General features: G+C 63.4%; 23 protein-coding genes. 12 read left to right on the top strand and 11 right to left on the bottom strand.

Annotated features, from left to right (window positions below):
- Positions 1-6: 6 nt before the first annotated feature.
- Positions 7-1,869: a phosphoenolpyruvate carboxykinase (GTP) gene (locus tag C513_RS0106455; RefSeq protein WP_018715222.1), complete on the bottom strand. Its 1,863-nt coding sequence runs from the start codon at positions 1,867-1,869 to the stop codon at positions 7-9.
- Between the two features lie 418 nt (positions 1,870-2,287).
- Between C513_RS0106455 and rpsU the strand changes: the two genes are divergently transcribed.
- Together rpsU and C513_RS0106445 are read left to right on the top strand one after the other, a co-directional pair.
- Entirely contained in the window at positions 2,288-2,500 is a 213-nt protein-coding gene (gene rpsU / locus C513_RS0106450; protein ID WP_018715221.1) for a 30S ribosomal protein S21, read from the top strand.
- An 87-nt stretch (positions 2,501-2,587) separates the two neighbouring features.
- On the top strand, positions 2,588-3,049 hold the full coding sequence (locus C513_RS0106445; protein ID WP_018715220.1) for a GatB/YqeY domain-containing protein: 462 nt from the start codon (positions 2,588-2,590) through the stop codon (positions 3,047-3,049).
- Positions 3,050-3,116: 67 nt separating this feature from the next.
- Here C513_RS0106445 and C513_RS0106440 read toward each other — a convergent pair whose 3' ends face one another.
- Both C513_RS0106440 and pmbA read right to left on the bottom strand, forming a co-directional pair.
- The gene (locus C513_RS0106440) at positions 3,117-3,536 is read right to left on the bottom strand and encodes a hypothetical protein (RefSeq protein WP_018715219.1); all 420 of its coding nucleotides are present in this window, start codon (positions 3,534-3,536) and stop codon (positions 3,117-3,119) included.
- On the bottom strand, positions 3,536-4,933 hold the full coding sequence (pmbA, locus tag C513_RS0106435; protein WP_018715218.1) for a metalloprotease PmbA: 1,398 nt from the start codon (positions 4,931-4,933) through the stop codon (positions 3,536-3,538). Before pmbA ends, C513_RS0106440 begins: the two co-directional genes overlap by 1 nt.
- 47 nt (positions 4,934-4,980) lie before the next feature.
- Here pmbA and yjgA point away from each other — a divergent pair, with 47 nt between their 5' ends.
- The 3 genes from yjgA (at position 4,981) to C513_RS0106420 (ending at position 8,515) form a co-directional block, all read left to right on the top strand.
- Positions 4,981-5,613 (top strand): ribosome biogenesis factor YjgA, encoded by a 633-nt coding sequence (yjgA, locus tag C513_RS12885; RefSeq protein ID WP_018715217.1) that lies wholly within the window; start codon positions 4,981-4,983, stop codon positions 5,611-5,613.
- A 127-nt stretch (positions 5,614-5,740) separates the two neighbouring features.
- Positions 5,741-6,910, top strand: a complete 1,170-nt coding sequence (locus C513_RS0106425) for a FecR family protein (protein WP_033394913.1) — start codon at positions 5,741-5,743, stop codon at positions 6,908-6,910.
- 174 nt (positions 6,911-7,084) lie between these two features.
- Entirely contained in the window at positions 7,085-8,515 is a 1,431-nt protein-coding gene (locus C513_RS0106420; protein WP_169335119.1) for a FecR family protein, read from the top strand.
- Positions 8,516-8,524: 9 nt separating this feature from the next.
- Here the strand turns inward: C513_RS0106420 and cysE are convergent, their stop codons facing one another.
- The 4 genes from cysE to C513_RS0106400 form a co-directional block, all read right to left on the bottom strand.
- The gene (gene cysE / locus C513_RS0106415; RefSeq protein WP_018715214.1) at positions 8,525-9,295 is read right to left on the bottom strand and encodes a serine O-acetyltransferase; all 771 of its coding nucleotides are present in this window, start codon (positions 9,293-9,295) and stop codon (positions 8,525-8,527) included.
- 37 nt (positions 9,296-9,332) lie between these two features.
- Positions 9,333-10,091, bottom strand: coding sequence for an RNA methyltransferase (locus C513_RS0106410; protein WP_026320620.1), 759 nt, complete (start codon positions 10,089-10,091; stop codon positions 9,333-9,335).
- 2 nt (positions 10,092-10,093) lie between these two features.
- On the bottom strand, positions 10,094-12,763 hold the full coding sequence (gene mutS, locus C513_RS0106405) for a DNA mismatch repair protein MutS (protein ID WP_033394912.1): 2,670 nt from the start codon (positions 12,761-12,763) through the stop codon (positions 10,094-10,096).
- A 93-nt stretch (positions 12,764-12,856) separates the two neighbouring features.
- Positions 12,857-13,780 (bottom strand): LysR family transcriptional regulator, encoded by a 924-nt coding sequence (locus tag C513_RS0106400; RefSeq protein ID WP_018715211.1) that lies wholly within the window; start codon positions 13,778-13,780, stop codon positions 12,857-12,859.
- A gap of 153 nt (positions 13,781-13,933) precedes the next feature.
- Between C513_RS0106400 and C513_RS0106395 the strand changes: the two genes are divergently transcribed.
- Positions 13,934-14,473 (top strand): VOC family protein, encoded by a 540-nt coding sequence (locus C513_RS0106395; protein ID WP_018715210.1) that lies wholly within the window; start codon positions 13,934-13,936, stop codon positions 14,471-14,473.
- Positions 14,474-14,533: 60 nt separating this feature from the next.
- Positions 14,534-15,139 carry a maleylacetoacetate isomerase gene (gene maiA, locus C513_RS13565; protein ID WP_018715209.1) on the top strand — a complete coding sequence of 202 codons (606 nt, stop codon included), beginning with the start codon at positions 14,534-14,536 and terminating at the stop codon, positions 15,137-15,139.
- 99 nt (positions 15,140-15,238) lie between these two features.
- Here the strand turns inward: maiA and C513_RS12875 are convergent, their stop codons facing one another.
- The 4 genes from C513_RS12875 to C513_RS0106370 all read right to left on the bottom strand — a co-directional run bounded on the left by C513_RS12875 (position 15,239) and on the right by C513_RS0106370 (position 19,305).
- Complete coding sequence (locus C513_RS12875) at positions 15,239-16,129, bottom strand: inositol monophosphatase family protein (RefSeq protein ID WP_051084404.1); 891 nt, start codon at positions 16,127-16,129, stop codon at positions 15,239-15,241.
- 153 nt (positions 16,130-16,282) lie between these two features.
- Entirely contained in the window at positions 16,283-17,059 is a 777-nt protein-coding gene (locus tag C513_RS0106380; protein WP_018715207.1) for a DUF4136 domain-containing protein, read from the bottom strand.
- Between the two features lie 222 nt (positions 17,060-17,281).
- Complete coding sequence (locus C513_RS0106375) at positions 17,282-19,000, bottom strand: cation acetate symporter (protein ID WP_018715206.1); 1,719 nt, start codon at positions 18,998-19,000, stop codon at positions 17,282-17,284.
- Entirely contained in the window at positions 18,997-19,305 is a 309-nt protein-coding gene (locus C513_RS0106370) for a DUF485 domain-containing protein (protein WP_026320618.1), read from the bottom strand. The genes C513_RS0106375 and C513_RS0106370 overlap by 4 nt, the downstream gene beginning before the upstream one ends.
- A gap of 382 nt (positions 19,306-19,687) precedes the next feature.
- On the opposite strand from C513_RS0106370, the gene C513_RS0106365 reads away from it, so the two are divergent.
- The 5 genes from C513_RS0106365 to C513_RS0106345 all read left to right on the top strand — a co-directional run bounded on the left by C513_RS0106365 (position 19,688) and on the right by C513_RS0106345 (position 25,085).
- Positions 19,688-21,511, top strand: a complete 1,824-nt coding sequence (locus C513_RS0106365; RefSeq protein WP_018715204.1) for a DUF294 nucleotidyltransferase-like domain-containing protein — start codon at positions 19,688-19,690, stop codon at positions 21,509-21,511.
- A 12-nt stretch (positions 21,512-21,523) separates the two neighbouring features.
- The gene (locus tag C513_RS0106360) at positions 21,524-22,183 is read left to right on the top strand and encodes a 3'-5' exonuclease (protein WP_018715203.1); all 660 of its coding nucleotides are present in this window, start codon (positions 21,524-21,526) and stop codon (positions 22,181-22,183) included.
- 62 nt (positions 22,184-22,245) lie between these two features.
- Entirely contained in the window at positions 22,246-24,093 is a 1,848-nt protein-coding gene (locus C513_RS0106355; protein ID WP_018715202.1) for a glutamine--tRNA ligase/YqeY domain fusion protein, read from the top strand.
- Positions 24,094-24,204: 111 nt separating this feature from the next.
- Positions 24,205-24,675: a YeeE/YedE family protein gene (locus tag C513_RS0106350; protein WP_026320617.1), complete on the top strand. Its 471-nt coding sequence runs from the start codon at positions 24,205-24,207 to the stop codon at positions 24,673-24,675.
- Positions 24,675-25,085: a DUF6691 family protein gene (locus C513_RS0106345; RefSeq protein WP_018715200.1), complete on the top strand. Its 411-nt coding sequence runs from the start codon at positions 24,675-24,677 to the stop codon at positions 25,083-25,085. Before C513_RS0106350 ends, C513_RS0106345 begins: the two co-directional genes overlap by 1 nt.

Here is a 25,085-nt window from a genome sequence, read left to right as displayed (position 1 = left end):
GTCGGCTTACGCCACTTCGGCCAGACGCTGCTCCAGCGCCGCCTTGGTCTCGACCAGCGCCTGCGGCAGACGCTCCTTCAGCTTGTCGAAGTGCTCGTCGTGCGACTTGAACTCTTCCGCCCAGGCGGCCTTGTCGATGCTGGTGACGGTCTTGAACTGGTCGGCGCTGAAGCTCAGGCCATTCCAGTTGATTTCGTCGTAGGCCGGTGCCACGCCGAACATGGTCTGTTCGCCGGCAGCCTTGCCTTCGATGCGATCCAGCATCCACTTCAGCACACGCATGTTCTCGCCGTAGCCCGGCCAGACGAACTTGCCGTCGGCATCCTTGCGGAACCAGTTGACGCAGTAGACCGGCGGCACCTTGGCGCCGCTGGCCTGCAGCTTCTCGCCCAGGTCCAGCCAGTGCTGGAAGTAATCGCTCATGTTGTAGCCGCAGAACGGCAGCATGGCGAAGGGATCGCGGCGCACCACGCCCTGCGCACCAAAGGCGGCAGCGGTGGTTTCGGAGCCCATGGTGGCAGCCATGTAGACGCCTTCGGTCCAGTTGCGCGCTTCGGTCACCAGCGGCACGGTGGTGCTGCGACGGCCGCCGAAGATGAAGGCATCAATCGCCACGCCAGCCGGATCGTCCCAGGCCGCATCCAGCGCCGGGTTGTTGATGGCCGCCACGGTGAAACGGGCGTTGGCGTGGGCTGCCTTGCGGCCGGCCTTGCCGTCTTCCGGCGTCCAGTCCTTGCCCTGCCAGTCGATCAGGTGCTCCGGGGTCTTGCCCTGGTCCTTTTCCATGCCTTCCCACCAGACGTCGCCGTCATCGGTCAGGGCCACGTTGGTAAAGATCACGTTTTCGTTCAGGCTGGCCATGCAGTTCGGGTTGGTCAGCGTGTTGGTGCCCGGAGCCACGCCAAAATAGCCGGCTTCCGGGTTGATTGCGTACAGCTTGCCATCCGCACCCGGCTTGATCCAGGCGATGTCGTCGCCGATCGTGGTGACCTGCCAGCCCTCGAAAGCCGGCGGCGGCACCAGCATGGAGAAGTTGGTCTTGCCACAGGCGCTCGGGAAAGCTGCCGCCACGTGGTACTTCTTGCCTTCGGGATTGGTCACGCCCAGGATCAGCATGTGCTCGGCCAGCCAGCCCTGGTCCTTGCCCATCTTGGAGGCGATGCGCAGTGCCAGGCACTTCTTGCCCAGCAGCGCGTTGCCGCCGTAGCCGGAGCCGTAGGACCAGATTTCACGTGTTTCGGGGTAGTGCACGATGTACTTGACATCGGGGTTGCAGGGCCAGGAAGTCTGATCCTTCTCGCCTTCGGCCAGCGGAGCGCCTACCGTGTGCACGCAGGGCACGAACGGGCCATCGCTGCCCAGCACGTCGTACACGGCCTTGCCCATGCGCGTCATCAGCTTCTGGTTCACGACCACGTAGGCGCTGTCGGAAAGCTCGACACCGATATGTGCGATCGGGCTGCCCAGCGGGCCCATGCTGAACGGGATCACGTACATGGTGCGGCCCTTCATGCAGCCGTCAAACAGCGGCTGCAGGGTCTTGCGCATCTCGGCGGGATCCATCCAGTTGTTGGTCGGGCCGGCATCGGCCTTGTCCTGCGAGCAGATGTAGGTGCGATCCTCGACACGCGCCACGTCGGACGGGTCGGACCAGGCCAGGAAGCTGCCCGGACGCTTGGCCGGATTCAGCTTGCGGAAAGTGCCGGCATCGACCAGCTGCTGGCACAGGCGGTCGTACTCCTCCTGGCTGCCATCACACCAGTAGACCTGGTCGGGCTTGCACAGGTTGGCCATGTCCTGCACCCAGGCGATCAGTTGCGGGTGCTTGACGAAATCGGGAACGTTCAGTTGAACAGCGGTTGCAGTCATTGCAAGACTCCAGAGATGAAAAACCGTATCCGGGTCGCCTGTACTGCACTGCGTGCCCGATGAATGGGTGCCACGTGAACGCCAGCCGCAGTTCACGCGCGCGGTCTACCATGTAGACATGTCTTGTATAAGAGTAAGGACCGAAGAATACCATGGAAGCCTGCTTCCGGGATGGAAAATGCCCGATCCATGGGCTGCCACCACGCCCATCAGAGAGGAAGGGCACAGGGTAAATTGCAGCCTGTTTGCAACGTCTGCGCACACTTTCTTGCGTATCGGCCATCGGCAGCATATAATTTCACCCTTGCTGGCAAACTCCGTCGGCCTGATCAACTGTATGACGGGGAAACTTTGCGGGCTGTCCCGCAGGCCCGATCTTCCTGCGGCAAACTCTCGCACCAACTGAATCCATTAGCTAATGACCACTATCCGCATCAAAGAAAACGAACCTTTTGAAGTTGCCCTGCGCCGTTTCAAGCGCACCATCGAAAAGCTGGGCCTGCTGACCGACCTGCGGGCCCGCGAGTTCTACGAGAAGCCCACGGCCGAGCGCAAGCGCAAGAAGGCTGCTGCCGTCAAGCGCCACTACAAGCGCGTGCGTTCGCAGCAACTGCCCAAGAAACTGTACTGATTGCAGTTCCGGCACTGAAAAAACCCGCTCGGGACGCCGATGCGGGTTTTTTTGTCTCCATTTTTCACCTCTAGACCAGGAATCACGATGTCACTCAAGGACCAGATCACCGAAGACATGAAGACCGCCATGCGCGCCAAGGACATGGAGCGCCTGGGTACCATCCGCCTGCTGCAGGCTGCCATCAAGCAGAAGGAAGTGGACGAGCGCATCACGCTGGACGACGCCGCCGTGGTGGCGGTGGTGGACAAGCTGCTGAAGCAGCGCAAGGACAGCATCACCGCCTTCGAGGCTGCCGGTCGGCAGGATCTGGCCGACAAGGAGAAAGCCGAAGCCGGAGTGCTGCAGGTCTATCTGCCGGCGCGTCTGGGCGAGGCCGAGATTGCCGAAGCGGTACGTGCGATTGGCGCAGCCTTCGAGGCGGAACAGGGTCGTGCGCCCGCCGCAGCCGACATGGGCAAGCTGATGGGCGCGGCCAAGGCGCAACTGGCGGGCCAGGCCGACATGGGCCAGGTGTCTGCTGCCGTGAAAGCGCTGCTGGCCGGCTGATCCCGGCACGGCTTCAGCAAAAAGGCAGACCTGCGGGTCTGCCTTTTTGCATGGTGCCTGGCTTGTGTCAGCGCACGCCCGGACGGCGGAACCAGTCCCAGCACCAGAATGCCAGGAACAGCACCAGCCAGATGCCGGCAAACGTCATGGCATTGGGCGGCAAGGCCACCAGCGGCGCACCACAGCTGACACTGGCACGATCACCAAACGCCAGTGACAGCAGCACCGGGAACGGCATCACCGAGATGATCTCGCACGCCAGGATGGCCGGCGACAGCAGCAAGGCCACCAAGCCGGCCCGCAGCAGACTGCGCAGCACCGGACCCAGGCAGCGCGTCAGCCACCAGCCCAGCGCGATCAGCAGCAGCGCGCCCACTCCATACAGCCACAACTCGGGCGGTGTATGCCAGGCGTCGTTGGACAGCTGGAATGCCAGTTTGGGCAGGGTGCCATCGGCAACGATCAGGGAAGGCCCGGTGTCTGCCATCAGTTGCCTGCCACTTTCATGCGATTGATCAGGATCGAGCCGGTGGATTTGGCTCCGGTGGTGTAGACATCGGCACCAATGGCCTCGATGCCCTTGAACATGGTCTTGAGGTTGCCGGCGATGGTGATTTCCTGCACCGGGAAGGCGATTTCACCGTTTTCGACCCAGAAGCCGCTGGCACCGCGCGAATAGTCACCGGTGACATAGTTGATGCCGTGGCCCATCAGCTCGGTGACAAACAGACCGGTGCCCAGCTTGCGCAGCATGGCGTCCAGCGTATCGCCTGGCTGTGTGCGCTGGCTGTGGAAAGACAGGTTGTGGCTGCCGCCGGCATTGCCGGTGGTGCGCATGCCGAGCTTGCGCGCCGTATAGGCACTCAGGAAATAGCCCTGCAGCTTGCCCTGCTCCACCACCAGCCGGCGCTGTTCGCGCACGCCTTCATCGTCGAACGGGCTGCTGCCCTTGCCGCGCAGGACAAAGGGATCTTCCAGGATGTCGATATGCTTCGGGAACACCTGCTTGCCAAGGCTGTCGAGCAGAAAACTGCTCTTGCGGTATTGCGCACCGCCGCTGACAGCCTGCACAAAGCTGCCGAGCAGGCCGGCCGCCAGCGGCGACTCGAACAGCACCGGGCATTCGACGGTATCGATCTTGCGACCGCCGAGACGGCTCAGGGCACGCTCTGCGGCATAACGGCCGACCGCGCTGGCGCTGGCCAGTTCGTCCGGGTGGCGCATCGAGCTATACCAGTAATCGCGCTGCATGGCATCGCCCTTGCCGGCGATCGGGGCCACGCTCAGGGAATGGCGCGAACTGGCATAGCCCCCCCGGAAGCCATGCGTGTGGGCACTGAAGAAATGGCTTTGCTGCGCCGATACCGCAGCCCCTTCGCTGTTGCTGATTTGCGGATCACAGGCAAAAGCGGCGTCTTCACAAGCCAATGCCAGCTGCGCGGCCGCATCGGAATCGATATTCCAGGGGTGAAACAGATCCAGCTCGCGCATGTCGGTTTCCACGTCCTGCTCGTGGGGCAGGCCGGCAGCCGGGTCCTGCGCCGTGTAGCGCGCCACATCGTAGGCCGCCTGCACCGTCTGCTCGATCGCCTTGCGCGAAAAGTCGGAGGTGCTGGCATTGCCACGCTGCTGGCCGATGTAGACCGTCACGCCGAGCGACTTGTCGCGGTTGCGCTCGACGTTTTCCAGCTCGCCACGGCGCACCGATACCGACAGGCCACAGCCCTCGGAGGCTTCGGCGCCGACATCGGTGGCACCCAGCTTTTTCGCATGGGCGATGGCGAGATCAACCAGTTCCTCGAAGTGGGATCGGCTGTAGGCAAAGCCGCTCAGGGGCTGATCGGCAGGAACAGAAAGACGGGACGCTTTGGCTTTGGATTTCATGGGGAAGTATCATACGTCCTATTGCCATGCTTACCGGATAACCACCCATGTCACGCAAACCCAAACGCGGCTATTACGTCCGCGGCCAATTCGTTGCCGAAGGCAGCGAGATGGACCTGGAGCTCAAGCGCCAGGCCAAGGGCGATACCGATACCAGCAAGACCGATCTGAAGCGCGAGAGCGAAGCCCTGCAGCAGCTGGGCCAGGAGCTGCTCACGCTGCGCGCCGGCCTGCTGGATCCGCTGGATCTGCCCGAGCGCCTGCTCGAAGCGCTGAAGGAATACAAGCGCATTACCGATTTCGAAGGCGGACGCCGACAGATGCAGTACATCGGCAAGCTGATGCGCAAGCTGGATGACGAAGAGGTCGCCGCCATCCGTACCGCGCTGCAGGTGCAGCGTGACGGCAGCGCAGCAGAAATCGCCCTGCTGCATCAGGCTGAACATTGGCGCGATCGCCTGATTGATGCTGACACGCACGATGCGGCCCTGTCCGAATGGCTGACCCAGTATCCCGACACCGATACCCAGCAGCTGCGTGCGCTGGTGCGCCAGGCGCGCAAGGATGCCGAAGCGGCGGCGAAACAGCCGGCCGGTGCGGCGCCGCGCCAGGCCCGTTCCTACCGGGAACTTTTCCAGCTGGTCAAGGGGCAATTGCTGACCATGGAGGATGGCGCATGACTGGCGCCGAATGAAAATGGTACCGGCACGAATCCTCAGCTGTGCGCCGGGTTTCATGTTGCATGCATGACAGGAGCCGGCAGACAGGGTTAAGCTTCTCGCATCACATGTCTGAGGCTCGCCTGCCATGTCCGACTCTGCACCTTTCCGCGCCATCCGACGCGCCCGTACTGCCGTCCTGCTGGGTCTTTGTCTGGGCTTGCTGTCGCCTCTGATCCATGCCCAGCGTGCCGAACCCATCCATCATGAAGTCCCGCCTCCCAGCTATACGGTGCAGTCGGGCGATACCCTGGCCAACATCAGCCAGGCCATGGGCGTTCCCGTTCAGGAATGGGCCCAGGTCGCCAGCTACAACCAACTGCTCCGGAATCTGCAGGTTCCCGCTCCTGGCACCGTCCTGCGCGTACCGTTGCAGTTGCTGCCACACAAGCCCGCCACCGCGCTGCTGATCCAGACAGTCGGCGAAGTCCGGGTCAACGGCCGCATCGTGGAGGCTGGCATACGACTGCGGGAATCGACTCGGATTCAGACCCGCAACGACAGTTCGGCCGTGATTGAGCTGGATGACGGCTCCCGCATCCAGATCATGCCCCGCACCGTGGCAGACATCGTCGAAAACCGGCACCACCCGGCCCCTGACGCAGCAAGCGGGAGGGTAGTGAACTGGTTTACCAGCAAGCTGCGACTGGTGCAAGGTGCGCTGGACTCTTCCATCGACCTGATTGCGCCCCGTGCCAAGCCACTGGAAGTGGAGACGGCCGATTCGCTGATCGGGGTTCGGGGCACCCAATTCCGTGTCACCAGCGCACAGGCACAGCCGGACCGGATCGAAGTCCTGCGCGGAGCAGTCAGCCATACGGACCGGAAAAGCCGGACTGAAATCGCCCTGCAAGCTGGTGAGGGCCTGGTGATGGATGCCGCCCAACCCGAAGCCCGCCAGGTTTCCCGCCTGCTGCCAGCGCCCCAGCTCGGCAGTCAGACCACCACCTTGAGCCTGCCCCACGCCATCTGGTCCTTCCCGGCGCAAGCCGATGCACATGCCTACCGCGTCATCGTGTCACGCGATCCCGGTTTTGAAACGGTGGTGTCCAGCGAATTGCTGCAACTGCCGCACAAGGATATGGGCTCTCTGGGAGACGGCCTTTGGCATGTACGTGTACGCAGCGTGGACCGCCACGGACTGGAAGGTTTTGATGCCGATACCAGCCTGTTGATACAAGCGGCCCCCTTGAGCCTCTCCCGCTGCATGTGGCGTGCTGCCGGTAACCGGTATTGCAACGGCGCCCTGTGCTGTTAAGCTTCTGCCTGACGGATGGGCATGGCCCTGAAAAGACAGGGCGCAAGCCTATTCCCCGATCCGACAAGGAAGATTGACCCATCCTTTAAAATCCGTGTCATTATCATGGTCTTTGGGGAGCAATTGATCCACAAGCCAGTTTCCTGCTCACCGCCTTTCCGGGGACCCATGCGCATGCCTCAACCTCACCTTAGCATTCTCTTTCAGCGCTCTGTCCTGGGGCTATGCCTGGGCCTGCTACCACTGGCAGCCAGTGCCGCCGGGCCGGAAGCTGCTGCCAACAGCCGCTTCCAGCAGCCCAGCCATGTGGTGCGATCCGGCGACTCCATCCAGAGTATCAGCAAGGCGATCGGTGTGCCGGCCCGCCAGTGGGAACAGGTCGCCATCTACAACAAGCTGCCGGATACGCGCCGAACACCGCCGGTAGGCACCACCATCCGTGCGCCGCTGCAGCTGCTGCCGCATACTCCGGCCACCGCCCATGTCGTGAAGACGATTGGCGAAGTGCAGGTTGGTGGCCAGCCGATCCATGCCGGTGTACGTCTGGGCGAGCAGGCCAGTATCCGGACCAACGCCAACAGCTCTGCCGTGCTCCAGCTGGAAGACGGTTCCCGTGTCCAGCTGATGCCCAATTCGGTAGCGCAAATCGTGGAAAACCGCCACTACCCGGCTCGCGACGACTCCGGCAAGGTCGTCAACTGGTTTGCCAGCAAGTTGCGCCTGGCCCAGGGGGCGCTGGAAGCCGCAGTGCAGAAGATTTCGCCGCGAGCCAAGCCGCTGGAAGTCGAAACCACCACCTCCATGATCGGTGTGCGTGGCACCCGCTTCCGGGTCGCCAGTGCCGACCAGTATGTCCATGCCGATCGCGCCGAAGTCCTGGAAGGCGCAGTCAACAACGAGAACACCTGGAAAGATACGGCCATCCTGCTGCAGGCTGGTCAGGGTGTCGTCGTGGATCCGAATCAGGGAGCGATGCAGGCACACACTCTGCTGCCGGCACCGGCGCTGCAGCCGGTACAGGAGCCACTCACCCTGCCGAATGGTGTCTGGACTTTTCCGGCCCAGCCGGATGCCAGCGCCTACCGCGTGATCGTTTCGGGTGATGCGCAGTACGACACCATCTACCGCAGCGAACTGCTGTCCGGACCGGCGATGGACATGGGCGCGTTGGGTGAGGGTCTCTGGCATCTGCGCGTACGCAGCATGGACCGCCATGGCCTGGAAGGACTGGATGCCGACACGCAGCTGCGCGTCAACGCCGCTCCCAATCTGCTGGAAAAAGCCTCGGTCTACCAGGGCAACGACTTCCGTCCGGTGCTGCGCTGGAGCCGCGTGCTGCTGAAAAAGCCGCTATCAGGCCAGCAGCAGGCCGACATCAGCGTGCAGGTGTTCCGTGATGCCGCCCTGCGCCAGCCAGTCGGCGCGGCCGTGCAGGGTCGCCAGGATCTGCTGCTGCCGCTGCTGGCTGCCGGCACCTACTACCTGCAGATCACAGCCAGCCATGCGCAAATGCCTGCCCCCGAGCAGCAGACTTACGTGCTGAACTGGGCCGGCAATACGCGTCAGATCGGCTACCACGCCCTGCTGGACTACCTGCCGCGCTGATGCGGCAGCTCACATCTCGTCGTCGATCAGCTTGCTCAGCTCTTCGGGCGTGATGCCCTCGTGACGCGGTGCGTCCTTGGGCATGGCCTCGGGACAGGGCAGGTGCTCGGACAGCTTGGCCACGGCCTGCCATAGCAGTTCGATCTGCTGTTCCTGGCCGGCGGCGTTGTCGACCAGGCCACGCATGGCCAGGCTGAACGGATCGTCCTTCTGTGTCACGCCATAGGCGCTGAAACGGCCGGAGCTGGTCTTGGGCCGGGCATCATCGGGATGGATGATGCGTGCCGGGTTGCCGACCGCCGTGGCGCCTGCCGGGATCGGCTTGGTGACGACCGCATTGCTGCCGACCTTGGCACCATCGCCCACGGTAAAGCCGCCAAGCACCTTGGCACCCGCCCCCACGACCACCCCCTTGCCGAGCGTCGGGTGGCGCTTGGTGCCCTTGTAGAGCGATGTGCCGCCGAGCGTGACGCCGTGGTAGATGGTGCAGTCATCGCCGATTTCGGCAGTTTCACCGATCACCACGCCCATGCCGTGGTCGATGAACACACGCTCGCCCAGTTGGGCCGCCGGATGGATCTCGATACCGGTCAGGAAACGCGCCCAGTGCGAAATCCAGCGTGCCAGCCAGGTCCAGCCCTTTTTCCAGCAAACATGTGCCAGCCGGTGCATCTGCACCGCGTGGAAACCGGGATAGGAGAACAGCACATCCCATTGGCTGCGCGCCGCCGGGTCGCGCTCCAGGATGCAATCGATATCGGACTTGATGCGTGCAAACATGAATGCAGTGTACAACCAGCCAATAGGCCGACTGCTGTCAGGGATTGCGATCTTTCAGGCACTGCTGCATCTTGCGCGCAATGCCGCGCAGGATGTGAATCTCTTCCTCGTGCAGGCCGGCACGGTGGAACAGCTGCTGCAGACGCGGCATCAGCTTTTTCGGTGCAGCCGGATCCAGATAGCCGATGCCGGTCAGCATCTGCTGCCAGTGCGCCAGCATGCCCTCGATCTGGCCGGCGTCGGCCCGTCTGGCTGACGTGACCGAAGGGGCCTCGGCGACCTGGAAGCCGCCCAGTGCCTGCCGCCATTCATAGGCCAGCACTTGCGCGGCGGAAGCCAGGTTCAGCGAACCGTAATCGGGATTGGTGGGAATGCTGATGCAGGCATGGCAGCGGTAGACCTCCTCGTTGAACATGCCGTAGCGCTCGCTGCCGAACACCAGTCCCAGACTGCGCAGCGGCGGCTGTTCCGCACTGCCCTGCTGCTGACGCACCAGATCGGCAAAATGCGCACGCGGCTCCACCGTGGGCGGGCCGAAATCGCGCGGCGTCATGGCAGTGGCACACAGGTGCTCGATGCCGTCCACCGCCTCTTCCCAATCCTGCACGATACGCGCCTGGCGCAGCACGTCATCGGCACCGCTGGCGCGTTCCAGCGCCTCGATGCGCGTCAGCACATCGGGCCAGCGCGGCTTGACCAGCACCAGGTCTTCAAAACCCATGACCTTCATGGCGCGTGCCACGGCACCGACATTGCCGGCGTGGCTGGTGTTCAACAGGATGAATCGGGTATGCATGCTCATGCTCCGGCCTTGTCCTGCAGCTCTTTCAGCGCATAGAGTGCCTGCAGCGCCTCGCGCGGGCTCATGGCATCGGGATCGAGTTCGTGCAAGGCCAGCTCGATCTCGCCAGGCTCGTGGCTGGCTTGCGCCACGGCCAGGTCGGGCGGCGCACCGAACAGGTCGATCTGGTGCTGCTGCTCCTGCTGCTGGGTTTCCAGCTGCTGTAACACGTGGCGCGCATGATGGATCACCGCTGCCGGCATGCCCGCCAGTTTCGCCACCTGAATGCCGTAGCTGCGGCTGGCAGGCCCCGGCTCGATGGCGTGCAGAAACACGATATCCTGGCCCGATTCGGCCGCGCTGACATGCACATTGATCGCCTCATGGTGCTCGCGCGGGAACTCGGTCAGCTCGAAGTAGTGGGTGGCAAACAGGGTCAGCGCCTGGGTCTTGTCATGCAGGTGACTGGCGATGCCGCCGGCCAGCGCCAGGCCGTCAAAGGTGCTGGTGCCGCGACCAATCTCGTCCATCAGCACCAGGCTGTTGCGTGTGGCAGTGTGCAGGATCTGCGCCGCCTCCGTCATTTCCAGCATGAAGGTGGATTGCGCATTGGCCAGGTCATCGGCCGCGCCAATGCGCGTCAGGATCGCATCGATCGGGCCGATGCGCGCGCTGGATGCCGGCACGTAGCTGCCCATGCCGGCCAGCAGCACGATCAGCGCCACCTGGCGCATATAGGTCGATTTGCCGCCCATGTTGGGGCCGGTGATGATCTGCATGCGCTGCCTGGGCGACAGGAAGGTATCGTTGGCGATGAAGCCGGCACCGGTGGTTTCCATCAGGCGCGACTGCACCACCGGGTGGCGGCCGGCCTCGATCCCGATGCTGGGCTCGACGGCAAATACCGGCGCACACCAGTCCAGCGTCAGGCTGCGCTCGGCCAGCGCACACAGGGCATCGAGCGTGGCCAGCGCAGCGGCCAGCTGCTGCAGGCCGGCGATCTGCGGTTGCAGCTGTTCCAGCAGCTGTTCGTACAGCCATTTTTCGCGCGCCAGCGCACGGTCCTGCGCCGACAGCGCCTTGTCCTCGAAGGCCTTCAGCTCGGGCGTGATGAAGCGCTCGGCATTCTTCATGGTCTGACGGCGCTGGTAATCGTCCGGCACCTTGTCGAGCTGGCTGCTGGTGACCTCGATATAGAAACCATGCACGCGGTTGTACTGCACACGCAGATTGCCGATGCCGGTGCGTTCGCGTTCGCGCTGCTCCATCGCCAACAGGTACTCGGCGCTGCGCGCATGGATGCCGCGCAGCTCGTCAAGTTCGGCATCGTAGCCTTCGGCGATGACGCCGCCATCGCGGATATGCACGGCCGGCTCGGACTGGATCGCCTGCTGCAGATGCTCCAGCACGCCGGCAGGCGGTTGCAGCTGCTCGGCGACCTGTTGCAGCAGCGCTGGCGACTCGGGCACGGCATCAAGCACGCGCAGCAGCCGGTCACGCAGCCCCTGCGCCTGATCCAGCGTGCGCAGCAGACCGGACAGCTCGCGTGGGCGGCTCTGGCGCAGCGCCAATCGCGCGCTGATGCGCTCCACATCGCTGGTGCCATGCAGGGCGGCTCGCAGGTCACGCAAACCCTGCTCGCGCAGCAAGGCGATGGCATCGAGCCGCTGCTGCGCCTGCTGGCGATCGCGCTGCTGCTGCAGCATCCAGCCGCGCAAGGCCCGGCTGCCCATGCCGCACTGGCAGGTATCGAGCAGGCTGAACAGCGTCGGGCTGGGTTCGCCGCGCAGGGTTTGCGTCAGCTCCAGGTTGCGCTGCGTCGTCAGCGGCAAATGCACCAGGCTGTCATCGCGCTGCACCTGCAGGTAGTGCAGATGCGTCATGGCGCGACCCTGGGTGTGTTCGGCGTAGGCCAGCAGCGCAGCGGCGGCGGCATGCGCCTGTACCACCTCGTCGGCCTGCCAGGCATTCAGGTTGGGCGATTGCAGTTGTTCGGTCAGCTTGCGCAGGCCAAGACCGCTGTCAAAGGTGAAGGCCGGACGCTCGGTGATGATGAAGCGCTGCATGGCTCCGTGCTGCTGCCACTGCGCCAGCTGCTGTTGCAGCGTCTCGCTGGCATCGGCGCTGTACAGCACTTCCACCGGCTGGATGCGGCTGATCCATTGCGGCAGCTCGTCGGGCGTGCATTCGGCCAGGCTCATGCGGCCCTGCGTCAGGCTCATCCAGGCCAGGCCAACGCTGCGCTGGCGGCCGATGCGCACCGGCACCTGGAGCGCCAGCAGCACGGCTTCGGTCTTATCCCCCAACAGCTCGGATTCGGTCAGCGTCCCGGGTGTGACCACGCGCACCACCTTGCGCTCCACCGGCCCCTTGCCGGCTCCGACTTCGCCCACCTGCTCGCCAATCGCCACCGATTCGCCCAGCTGGATCAGCTTGGCCAGATAGTTGTCCAGCGCATGCACCGGCACGCCAGCCATCGGAATCGGCTGACCGGCCGACTGGCCGCGGTTGGTCAGCGTGATGCCGAGCAGGCGTGCGGCCTTGATCGCATCGTCGTAGAACAGCTCGTAGAAATCACCCATGCGATAGAAGAGCAAATTGGACGGAAAGTCCCTCTTCATCGAGAAATATTGGGTCATCATGGGGGTATGCCCCGGCAAATCGGCGATGACAGGGGCGGTCGTCATGGGTATGCAGAATCCTGGTGTACGGCAAAAGACAAGGCCACGCCCAGCAAGGCTGGCGCAGCATGCTGCATTGTAGGCTGCTGTCGTCCGGCCTTACAGCCAGCCCCGTTCCGACAATACCTGCAGCTGACGGGCGGCCTCGGCACGGATGTGTGCCAGCATGGCTTCTGCCGCAGGCGACAGGGTGCGGCCACGGCGCGTGAACACGTACACACCGCGCCGAACCACCGGCGCCTGCAGCGGCCGCAACAACAAACCCTGTTGCTCGACCAGCTCGGCCGCATACGGCAGGCACACCGTCACCCCCAGCCCTGCAGCTACCATCTTGAGCGCAGTGGCCATGAAGCTGACCTCGTGCGCCGGCTTGAGACCCGGCCCGCGCCTGCCAGTGCCCAGTTCCAGCGTCAAGCGCTCGGTGAACTGACCCTGCAAGGTGATCAAGGCCTCTGGCGCCAGATCGTCCCAGACCAGGCGCTCATGCCCCGCCAGCCGATGCCCGGCCGGCAACACCGCCAGAAACGGCACCTCCAGCAACAGGCTGGCCTCGATATCCGAATTCGGGTCGCGCTCCGGCCCGATGCCAAAGTCCACCTCACCGGCAAATACGCGTGACACCACGGTCTCCACCAGGCTGTCCAGCAAGCGCAACTCCACCTGTGGATGCTGCTGGCGAAACCCTGCCAGCATGGGCGGCAGCCAGGTGCTGGCCAGCAGCTGCGGCACCGCCACCCGCACCAGGCCGCGTTCCAGCGCCTTGATCTTGCCTACCTCGGCCATCACGCCGTCGAGATCGTCCAGGATTTTCTGCACCAGCGGAAACAGCTGGCTGCCCATGTCGGTCAGCCGCATGCGGCGCGTGCTGCGGTCCACCAGCCGCAGCTGCAGATTCTGCTCCAGCTCCCGGATCAGGCCGCTCAAGGCGGATTGCGTGATGTACAGGCTCTCGGCTGCCAGCGTAAAGCTGCCGTAACGCGCCACCGCCACAAAGGCGCGCAATTGCCGCAGGGAAACATTCATCAGAAAATCCGATATATCGATCAATTAATACCGTTTGCATGATAAATCAAGCTGGTCTCTAATGCACCCAGGACGGCTACAGACCGTCTGTCATTCCAGAAGGCCGACCGCAGCTGCGGCGGCTTTTCCCCACCACCAATTCCGGAGACCCCCATGAGCCTGATCCAGCATATCCACCACGTCGCCTATCGTTGCAAGGACGCCAAGGAAACCGTCGAGTGGTACGGCAAGCACCTCGACATGAAGTTCGTGCTCGCCATTGCCGAAAACGAAGTCCCCTCCACCAAGGCCCCCGATCCCTACATGCACGTGTTCCTGGATGCCGGCAACGGCAACATCCTGGCTTTCTTTGAACTGCCCACCCGTCCCGACATGGGCCGTGACGAAAACACCCCGGCCTGGGTACAGCACCTGGCCCTGAAGGTCGATTCGCTCGACACCCTGGTCAAGACCAAGGAACGCCTGGAAGCCGCCGGCATCGACGTGCTGGGCCCGACCGAGCACACCATCTTCAAGTCGATTTACTTCTTCGACCCCAACGGTCACCGCATTGAACTGGCCGCCGATACCGGCACGCCCGAGATGCACCGCAAGCTGGACGAGGTGAAATGGGACATGCTGAACGAGTGGGCCCAAGCCAAACGCGCCCCCGAACACGCACGCTCGATGCACGACGGCAGTGCCGCCCACTGAGCCACCTTGAGCGACATGTCCACGCTTTACACCTACTACCGCAGCTCCGCCGCCTAGCGGGTGCGCATCGCCCTGAACCTGAAGGGCATGCCCTATACGGCCGTTCCGGTGCATCTGGTCAAGGACGGCGGCCAGCACTGCAGCGCAGCGTACCGCGCCCGCAATCCGCAGGCGCTGGTCCCGGCTTTCGAACTGGAAGACGGCACCGTGCTGACGCAGTCGCTGGCCATCATGGAATATCTGGACGAAGTGCAGCCCGAACCGGCCCTGCTGCCGGCTGATGCCATTGGCCGGGCCCGCGTGCGAGCCTTGGCCCAGGCCATAGCCTGCGACCTGCACCCGGTCAACAACCTGCGCGTGCTGCAGTACGTGAGCCAGCAGCTGGGCATCAGCGCCGAACAGAAGGATGCCTGGTACCGGCACTGGGTTGCCACAGGCCTGCAAGGTCTGAAAGCCCTGCTGGCCGATCATCCGTCCACCGGCCGTTTCTGCCACGGCGACACGCCCACGCTGGCCGATTGTTGTCTGGTGCCACAGCTGTACAACGCCCGCCGTTTCCAGTGTCCGCTGGACGCCTACCCCACGATCCAGCGCATTGCCGCAGCCTGCGAGACGCTGCCCGCCTTCCAGCAGGCAGCACCTGAGGTGCAGCCCGACGCGGACTGAAACTGCCAGGCCCCTGCAACCGGCACTCTGCCCGGAGCTTGCTGCAGGCGTAAAAAAACCGGATGCCATGACAGCATCCGGTGCCAGCCTGCAGGCAGATCAGGCTTCGGCTGCGCCGGTGTCCTCGCCGGCCGTCTCTTCAGAGGTCTGGGGTTCGGGCTTGCTGCGCGCCAATGCGGCCTCGCCGTAGCGGCTGTACTGGTTCAGCATGCCGACCATCAGTGCGTAGATCTTGGGGTTGGCGGCCAGACATTCCTGGCTGAACAGGAAATCAGATTCGCCGGTGAAGTTGCCGACCAGGCCACCGGCTTCCTGCACCAGCAGACTGCCCGCAGCCACGTCCCAGGGCTGCAGGCCGGTCTCGAAGAAACCGTCACTGAAGCCGGCCGCCACATAGGCCAGGTCCAGTGCTGCCGCGCCCGGACGACGCACGCCGGCAGTCTTCTTCATCATGTCGGTGAACATCTGCATGAACTGGCTGTAGTCCTGGCCCGGACGGAACGGGAAACCGGTGCTGATCAGGCAATCCGCCATGCGGATGCGCTTGCTGACGCGGATGCGGCGGTCGTTCAGGTAGGCACCACGACCACGCGTGGCGGTGAACAGGTCGTTGCGGCTGGGATCATAAATCACCGCCTGCTCCATCTTGCCGCGCACCGCCAGAGCAATGCTCACGCAGTAGACCGGAAAGCCGTGGATGAAGTTGGTGGTGCCATCGAGCGGATCGATGTACCAGACGAAATCGCTGTCCGGGTTGCCATGCGCCTGGCCGGTTTCCTCGGCGAAAAAACCGTGCTGCGGGTAGGCGGTATGGAGGGTATCGATGATGGCGAGTTCCGCCTGCTGGTCTACCTCGGTCACAAAGTCATTGACCTGCTTCTGGCTGACACGGACGGCCTCGACGTCGAGAGAGGCACGGTTGATGATGGCGCCAGCGGCGCGCGCAGCCTTGATGGCCACATTGAGCATGGGGTGCAGGGTAGATGACATGTGAATTGTGAACAAGAGCAAAACAGAATGGCCGCTGTCGATGCAGCGCCATCGGCAATCGTGCAATTTTACGTGAGCGCGCCGGAAACTGCACCCCCGGCGTCGCCTGCACCCCACAGGCAGCCGGGCTTTCGGGTGCCATACCGGCCCGGATCAGGGGCGTGATGCCGCAGTAGCCGGGACTTGCGCCTGCCCTGTCGGCAGGCGTCTGGCCCCGGTATCGGCATCAAATTCGATCTTGCGCGTCTGACCGTTCTGACCCGGGAAGCCGTCAAATGCCGATTCCATCAGATAGGGCATGAGCGACGGCAGCTGCACCGGATTGCCGGCATACTGCGCAGTCGATTCGAACACGCTTGGTGCTGCGGCGCGGCCCTGCTGCTGTGCACGGTCACGGATGCGCACCTTGAGGCTGTAGGTATGCAGCGGCTGGCGCACCAGCTGCTCGTCCAGGTACATGCCGCCCCAGGCGCCACCCAGACCACCATCTTCCCAGTGGTCCCAGGGACCAAAGCCCGGACCGAAGTTGTAGCCCGGCCAGCCCCACCATGGCATGTGGCGGTACACCGGGCGCGAGTATTCGATGATCTCGCGCTTGAGCGTCACGCCCATGTCGGCTTCCAGCCGTGCCGATTCCGGCTTGGCCGCCGGCACCAGCCCCTGCGCCTGCAGCGCGCGTGACAGCTGGTTTTCATAGGTCTGCCGCTCCAGCTCGCTCAGCTCCAGCGTGCCCGGCTGCGCCGTCTGCACGATGGTGTAAGTGGCGCCCGCCACATGCTGCGGCCACTGGTTGAAATTGGTGACCTGGGTGCTGAAGGTGGTGCTGCAGCCAGCCAGCAAGGCGGCGCCAGCGGCCAAGGCCATGGCGGCCAGCGACCGGCGACGGGCCACCGCAGCCTGGCGGGAATCGTGATGAACGGACTGCTTCATGGCGATGCTCCTGTCTGGTTCTCCCTGCCATCTGCCGACAGCAGGCCGGCAGGTGCTTCCTGCCCTGGTTTCATTCTTGCAGGATATGGATTCCGTCGCCAGCAAATAGTTCACGCCGGCAGGCGCTGCACGGGCAAAGTCGGGACAAAAAAAAACCGGGCTGGAACAGCCCGGCAAATCAGGCGGCCCTTGCGGGCGCGCCTGGGTTGCAACTTGGTGCAATCAGTGGTCGGATGCCTTGGAAGCGCCCAGACCGGTCTCGGAACGGACCTGCTGTGCCGGGAAGGCAGCGCGCTCGCGGGCAGCTTGCGGGCTACGGTCCAGCACGGAGAACAGCCAGATACCGACGAAGCCGATGGTCATGGAGAACAGGGCCGGCGAGGTGTAGGGGAACAGCGCGGAACCCTTGGGGTTGCCCAGCACCGCTTCCCACACCGAGGGCGACACGATGGTCAGCGCCACGGAGGAGATCAGGCCCAGGAAACCGCCGATCACGGCACCCTTGGTGGTCATGTCCTTCCACATGATGGACAGGAACAGCACCGGGAAGTTGGCCGAGGCTGCCACGGCAAAGGCCATGGCCACCATGAACGCGATGTTCATGCGCTCGAACACGATACCCAGCAGCACGGCGACCACACCCAGCGTCAGCGTGGTGATGCGGGATACGCGCAGTTCGGCAGCGCTGTCGGCCTTGCCCTTCTTGAACACGGTGGAGTACAGGTCGTGCGACACGGCGGAAGCGCCGGACAGCGTCAGACCGGCCACCACGGCCAGGATGGTGGCGAAAGCCACGGCAGAGATGAAGCCGAAGAACACGTCACCGCCCACCACTTCGGCCACCAGCACGGCTGCCATGTTGGAGGTACCGGCACCGCCCTTGATGACACCCTTGGCAGTATCGGCAAAGGTCGGGTCGGTCAGCACCAGGGTAATGGCGCCGAAGCCGATGATGAAGATCAGCACGTAGAAGTAGCCGATCCAGGTCGTGGCCCAGGCCACGGACTTGCGGGCTTCCTTGGCGTTCGGCACGGTGAAGAAGCGCATCAGCACGTGCGGCAGACCTGCGGTACCGAACATCAGCGCCATGCCGAAGCTGATGGCAGAGATCGGATCCTTGATGAAGCCTCCCGGGCCCATGATGGCCAGACCGGTCTTGGCTGCCTCGTCAGCGCTGGCACCACCATTCTGGGCGATGGCCGCCTTCACTTCCACGGCGTGGCGGAACAGGGCTTCGGGGCTGAAGCCGTACTTCAGCAGCACCATGAAGGCCATGAAGGTCACGCCGGACAGCAGCAGCACGGCCTTGATGATCTGCACCCAGGTGGTTGCCGTCATGCCGCCGAACAGCACGTACACCATCATCAGCACGCCCACGATGATCACCGCGAAGATGTAGTCCAGGCCAAACAGCAGCTTGATCAGCTGGCCGGCACCCACCATCTGGGCGATCAGGTAGAAGGCCACCACCACCAGCGTGCCGCAGGCGGCAAACGCACGGATCGGGCCCTGCTGGAAGCGGTAACCGGCCACGTCGGCAAAGGTGAACTTGCCCAGGTTGCGCAGGCGCTCGGCCATCAGGAAGGTAATCACCGGCCAGCCGACCAGGAAGCCGATGGAGTAGATCAGGCCGTCATAGCCGTTGGCCATCACGGCAGCGGAAATGCCCAGGAAGGACGCCGCCGACATGTAGTCACCGGCAATCGCCAGGCCGTTCTGGAAGCCGGTGATGCCACCGCCTGCCGTGTAGAAGTCGGAAGCCGACTTGGTCTTGGAGGCAGCCCATTTGGTGATCCACAGCGTGGCCAGCACGAAGATGCCGAACATGATGATGGCCGTCCAGTTGGTGGACTGCTTGGCGGTTTCGCCTACGTCACCACCGGCCGCCATGGCGGCGCCGGCAGCCAGCAGGGAGCCCAGTGCAAAAGCGGTTTTTTTCATTTGCTGGCGTCCTTCAGGATGTCTGCGGTGATGGCGTCATATTCCGTATTGGCGCGACGCACGTAAATGACGGTGATGATGATGGTGAACACGATGACGCCCATGCCCAGCGGAATACCCAGCGTGGTGACGCCGGAACCAATCGGCTGCGCCAGGAATTCCTTGTTGAAGGCGATCAGGGCGATATAGCCGTAATACACGATCAGCATGATGATGGCCAGCGTCCAGCCAAAGCGATTGCGCTTGGCTTTCAGCTCCTGGTACTTGGGGTTGTTGCTGATCTTCTGGACCATCGGATCGAGCACAACGTTGGGATCACTACTCATGGGCATGTCTCCTTGTTGATAAATGGATATGGGCTGCGTTCACGGGGGCTTTTTCCAACTGGAACAAACTCGCAGCGCACACTGCAACCGGAGGGAATTAGACCGGGTTACAAGACGTCACATACATGGAGAAAACCCGTAAATTCACAAAAAATGTTGCAGCGCATGAGCTGGTTTTGATGCAGATCAGTATTCACGATTTTTCTGCTAGGGATTAACCCTGAACTTGCGCGTAACGGGACTCAGGGTTAGCCCGGAGATGCAGTGATGCTGTACACAACGCACCACACAGGGTCTGCACCACTGCCGCCCTTGCCTGCTTGACGCTAGACTGACAAAAGCTATTTCCCCGCTTTTTGCCATGCCCAACGCCTTCAATTTCTCCGCTTCCCCGTTCGACAGCCTGAGCAAGGGCGAACAGCAACTGGTCCGAGACAATATCGATATCGCCTATTTCCGCAAGGACGATGTCATCCTGGATACCGGGGACGTCCCCCGCTTCCTGTACGTGGTGATCAAGGGCCATGTGGCCCAGATGGAGGGCAACGAACTGCTCTACATGTACGGCCCCGACGACACCTTTGACGGCCGCGGGCTGGTATCAGGAAAGAGCAGCCACCGCTTCGTGGCCCAGGAGGAGGTACTGGCCTACGAGCTGGCGCAGGACACCGTGCTGTCGCTGATTGCCGACAATGCCACCTTCAGCGCCCTGCTGTTCTCCAATCTGGGCGACAAGCTCAGCGCCCTGTCGCAGCGCCACGACGAGCAGGAAATGCAGTCGCTCACGCTGGCACGGCTGGACCAGGCCGTGATGCACCCGCCACACTACGTGGATGCCGATACCGACATCGTGGAAGTGGCACGCGTGTTTTCAGCGCACAACACCTCGCACGTGCTGGTGCGCGACGACACCGGCACCCTGCCGCGGCTGGGCATTTTCTCCAGCACGGCCCTGCCCAAGGCGATTCTGGATGGCCGGCCGCTGCACGACTTGCCGGTGGGCGACCTGGCCACCTACAACCTGATCACGCTGCCGCCCGAAAGCCTGATGGGCGAGGCGCTGACCATGATGCTGCGCCATCGCATCCACCGCATCGTGGTGTCCGGCAAGGACGGCGTGCAGGGCGTGATCGAATCGCTGGACGTGTTCAGCTTCCTGTCCAACCACTCGCATCTGATCCTGACCCGCATCGACCAGGCCACCAGCCTGGACATGCTGGCCGATGCCGCCGGCCAGACCCGGGGCATGGTGCAGCAGCTCTACCGCAGCGGCACCAATGTGGGCCTGATCGGCAGCCTGGTGCAGGAAATCAATGCCCGCCTGTTCGAGCGCGCCTGGGAAATGGTGGCGCCGAAAGAACTGGTGCAGAACAGCTGTCTGATCGTGATGGGCAGCGAGGGCCGTGGCGAGCAGCTGCTCAAGACCGACCAGGACAACGGCCTGATCCTGCGCGACGACTACACCCCGCCCGACAACCTGCAGCAGATCTGCGATGCCTTCTCGGCCGCGCTGACCCGTTTTGGCTACCCCGAGTGCCCGGGCCGCATCATGCTGAACAACCCGGAATGGCGCGGCAGCCGTGCCGAATGGGTGACCCGCACACGCGGCTGGCTGATTGGCGGCCAGCCCGAAGGCATGATGAACCTGGCGATTTTCCTGGACGCCCATGCCGTGGCCGGGGATGGCCGCCTGCTCTCGCACGTCACCGAGCGCCTGTGGGAACTGTCCACCGACAACGATGCCACCCTGAACCGCTTTGCCGCTGCCATTGACGCCTTTGGCAGCGGCAGCAGCTGGCTGGGCCGCATGTTTTCCATCGGCGAGGACAGCGACCTGCTGCACATGAAGAAAATGGGCATTTTCCCCATCGTGCACGGCATGCGCAGCCTGGCGCTGGCCAACCGCATCCAGGCCACGGGCACCGTGGAACGCATCCAGGCCATGGTGCTGAACGGCCAGTTCAAGCAGGACTGGGGCGACGAGCTCACCCACGCCCTGCACTTCTTCATGGGCCTGCGGCTCAAGGCCGGGCTGAAGGAACTGGAAATGGGCCGCCCGGTCAGCGGCGAGGCCGACCCCAAGGAAATGAGCAGCCTGGACCGCGACCTGCTGAAGGACAGCCTGACCGTGGTCAAGCGCTTCAAGGCCACCCTGCGCCAGCGTTTCCGGCTGGATGCCCTGTAAGCGGGGGCAGCCATGGTCTTCGGCAATCTTGCACCTTCCGCCTGGCTGGCCGGCGTACGCCAGGGCTGGCAGAAGAAACATCTCGCCTCGCCCGAGTTCAGCTTCGTGTTTGACGAGCCGCCACCTGACGAATACGTGGCGCTGGACTGTGAAACCACCGGCCTCAACGTCCGCTCCGACGACATCATCTCGATCGGCGCGGTCCGCATCAAGGGCCGGCGCATCATGAGCAGCGAGCGCCTGGAGCTGCTGGTACAGCCGCAGGGCGCAGTCTCGGCCGAAAGCATCCGCGTGCACCGGCTGCGCGAAGCCGATGTGGCCTGCGGCATTCCGGTGGACATCGCCATGCTGCAGCTGCTGCGCTTCATCGGCAGCCGACCGCTGGTAGGCTATTTCCTCGAATTCGATGCCGCAATGATCAACCGCGCCATGAAGCCGATTCTGGGCATCAAGCTGCCACATCGCCAGATCGAGGTCTCGGCCATGTACTACGACTACAAGTTCAAGCGCCTGCCCTCGTACAAGCAGCTGGACAATGCCGATATCGACTTGCGCTTCGATACCCTGATGGAAGACTTGGACCTGCCCAAGCGCGATGCCCACGATGCGCTCAACGATGCCGTGATGGCGGCACTGGCCTTCATCAAGCTGAAGGAGTTGGGACAGTCCTGAAGCTGGCGCGGTTTCCGCCGTGACAGAGTGCAGGGTGCGGGCAGCCGGCTAAAATCGGAAGCATGACTACACATGCACCGACACCCCCTGCTGCGGCCGAAGACACCGGCAGCAAACCGAGCAACTTTCTGCGCCAGATCATCGAAACCGATCTGGAACAGGGTACCCATGCCCAGCGCCACTGGGGTGGCTCACCGGGCGATGCCGCCCACCACCAGGCTGGCGCGCTGGATCCGGCGCGCATCCGCACGCGTTTTCCGCCCGAACCCAACGGCTACCTGCACATCGGCCATGCCAAGAGCATCTGCCTGAACTTTGGCCTGGCACAGGACTACAACGGCGTCTGCCACCTGCGCTTTGACGACACCAATCCGGAAAAGGAAAGCCAGGAATACGTGGACGCCATCATCGAGGCGGTGCACTGGCTGGGCTTTGACTGGACCAGCAACCTCAACGGCCAGCCCGAAACCCACCTGTATTACGCCAGCAACTACTTCGACCTGATGTACCGCGCGGCGGTCTACCTGATCGAACAGGGTCTGGCCTATGTGGACGAGCAGAGCCCGGAAGACATGCGCAAGTCTCGCGGCGATTTCACCACGCCCGGTACCGACAGCCCGTTCCGCAGCCGCAGCGTGCAGGACAATCTGGACCGTTTCACGCAGATGCGCAACGGCGAGCTGGCCGATGGTGCTGCCGTACTGCGCGCAAAGATCGACATGGCGCACCCCAACATCAACATGCGCGATCCGGCAATCTACCGTATCCGCCGCGCCCACCACCACAATACCGGCGACCAGTGGTGCATCTACCCGATGTACACCTTTGCCCATCCGATCGAGGATGCGCTGGAAAACATCACGCACAGCATCTGCACGCTGGAGTTCGAGGACCAGCGCCCGTTCTACGACTGGCTGCTGGAGCACCTGGCTGCTGGTGGCATCGTCAATACGCCGCCCTCGCGCCAGTTCGAATTTGCCCGCCTCAACCTGACTTACGTGGTCACCAGCAAGCGCAAGCTCAAACAGCTGGTCGATGAGGGCCATGTGCAGGGCTGGGACGATCCGCGCATGCCAACCCTGGCCGGCCTGCGCCGCCGTGGCTACACGCCGGAAAGCCTGCGCCTGTTCTGCGAGCGCATCGGCGTGACCAAGGCCGACAGCTGGATCGATTACGGCACGCTGGAAGGATCGCTGCGCGATGTGCTGGATCCGGTGGCCCCGCGCGCCATGGCGGTGCTGGATCCGCTGCGCGTGACAATTACCAACTGGGACGCGCTGATGGGCGCCGATACGCTGGAAGACTGTCAGGCTCCGGTGCACCCGCACCACCCGGACATGGGTCAGCGCCGCATGCGTCTGGGCCGGGAGCTCTGGATCGAGCGCGAGGATTTCATGGAGGTGCCGGAAAAAGGCTATCGCCGCCTGTATCCGCCGCACACCCATGCCAGCGGCCAGACCGTGGAAGGCAACAAGGTACGTCTGAAGTACGGCTATGTGGTGGCCTGTACCGGCTTCAACAAGGATGCCGACGGCCATATCACCGAGGTGCTGGTCGAGCTGATCCCCGATACCAAGAGCGGTACGCCGGGCGCGGACAGCGTCAAGGTCAAGGGCGTGATCGGCTGGGTGGGTGCCGCAGACGGTGTGCAAGCCGAAGTGCGCCTGTACGACCGCCTGTTCAGCGAAGCCCAGCCGGATGCCGGTGACCGGGATTTCCTGACGCTGCTGAATCCGGACAGCCTGAAGACGGTCACGGCCTGGATCGAGCCTTCGGTGGCCGACGCTGCACCCGAAAGCCATTTCCAGTTCGAGCGCCTGGGTTACTTTGCCACGGACCGGATCGATCACCGCAGCGGCAAGCCGGTGTTCAACCGCGTGACCGGACTGAAGGACAGCTGGGCGAAGTAAGGCGACCAGCCAGTTCCTGCACAACAGGGTGGTCAACATGGCCACCCTTTTTTGTGCGAAAACAGCATCCGGCTTGCTGCAGCCGGTCTGGTTCACTACAATCTACAAATCATGAATATATTGACCACTCCGTTCCCGCATGGCTGGCTCCACTATTTGGTGGGCGGCATGTTCATTGGCCTGGGTGCCGCGCTACTGTACGTGCTGACCGGCCGCTTCGGCGGCCTCAGCCCGGTCTACACCACCACCTGGTCGTTTTTTCTCAAGCATCCGTTCTTTCAGCAGGCGCGCTTCATCGCATCGCGCAACTGGCGGCTGGTATACGCCCTGGGCGTGATCCTGGGCGCTCTTGCCTGGTGGCTGCTGCTGGGTAACGGCGAGCGCGTCACCACCACGATTCCGGGCTGGCAACTGCTGCTGGGTGGCCTGTTCGTGGGCTATGGTGCCCGTCTGGGCGGCGGCTGCGCCTCCGGCCACGGTATCTGTGGAATCGGATCCTTCCATCTGCCCTCGGTCGTCGCGGTGCTGACCTTCATGGCCACCGGTCTGCTGACGGCCAACCTGATCACGAGGTGGTTCTGATGGCAAAGACCCTATCCACCCTGCTGGCCGGCCTGCTGTTCGGCTTTGGCCTGGCACTCTCGACCATGATGATGCCGGAGATCGTGCTGGAATTCCTGATGCTGGATGACCTTGGCCTGATGCTGGTCATGGGCGGCGGCATTGCCGTGGCCACGCTCGGCCTGGTACTGGGACCGAAACTGCTGAAGAAACCCGTGTTTGCCGAGACCTTCGACCGCTATACCAGCGGCGTCACGCGCAACATGCTGGTGGGCTCTGCCCTGTTCGGGATCGGCTGGGGCCTGTCGGGCGTTTGCCCCGGCCCGATGCTGGCCGGTCTGGGGGTCGGCAACTGGGATGTGCTGTGGGGCATTACCGGCATGGCGCTGGGTGCGCTGGCACACGGCCTGACGCAATCCCCGAAACAGTAA

The organism is Allobrachymonas chironomi DSM 19884 (assembly GCF_000374625.1).
GTDB lineage: Bacteria > Pseudomonadota > Gammaproteobacteria > Burkholderiales > Burkholderiaceae_C > Brachymonas > Brachymonas chironomi.
The sequence above is the reverse complement of the archived record's forward strand: the minus strand, read 5'-3'. Positions and strand labels throughout refer to the sequence as shown.